Below are 538 nucleotides of genomic sequence, written 5' to 3'. Positions count from 1 at the left end.
GGAGCGATCTCCGATGGCTTCAATACCATGGTGCATCCCGTGGCGAGCGCCGGAGCGACCTTGCAGGCGATCTGGTTGATCGACCAGTTCCACGGCGTGATCATCGCGACGACGCCGATCGGCTCGTGCATGATGCAGGTGGTCCCCTGCATGTATTCGAAGGCAAAGGTCTCGAGGGCCTTGATCGTCTGTTCGAAATGGAGAGCGCCGATGCCGGCCTGCTCGGCCCGGGCCATGGCGAGCGGCGCCCCCATTTCCCGCGAGATGATGTCGCCGAGCTCGTCATTGCGGCGCTTCAGGATCGTTACGATGCGCCTCAGCAGTTCGACGCGCTCTTCCTTGGATGTCTGCGAGAAGGAGGCAAAGGCTCGCCGTGCGGCCGCGACTGCCTTATCAGCGTCGGCGGCACTGCCGAGGGCGATCGTGCCCATCGGCTCTTCGGTCGAGGGATCGATGACCTCAAGTGTTTTCGAAACCGAGGGCTCGATCCACTCACCGTCGATATAGAAGCTGTGGGCGTGTTTCATTGGTGGCTCCC

At 62.3% G+C, this 538-nt stretch carries 1 protein-coding gene; it reads right to left on the bottom strand.

What is annotated here, in order from left to right:
- Positions 1-527 (bottom strand): aldehyde dehydrogenase family protein (locus QWJ46_RS31110; protein ID WP_302756386.1); only part of this gene is annotated, 527 nt, incomplete at its 3' end.
- Positions 528-538: the final 11 nt, after the last annotated feature.

The sequence above is a fragment of the Rhizobium sp. CBN3 genome (assembly GCF_030518245.1).
Lineage (GTDB): Bacteria > Pseudomonadota > Alphaproteobacteria > Rhizobiales > Rhizobiaceae > Rhizobium > Rhizobium aethiopicum_A.
This window is presented reverse-complemented; position numbering and strand designations above follow the sequence as displayed.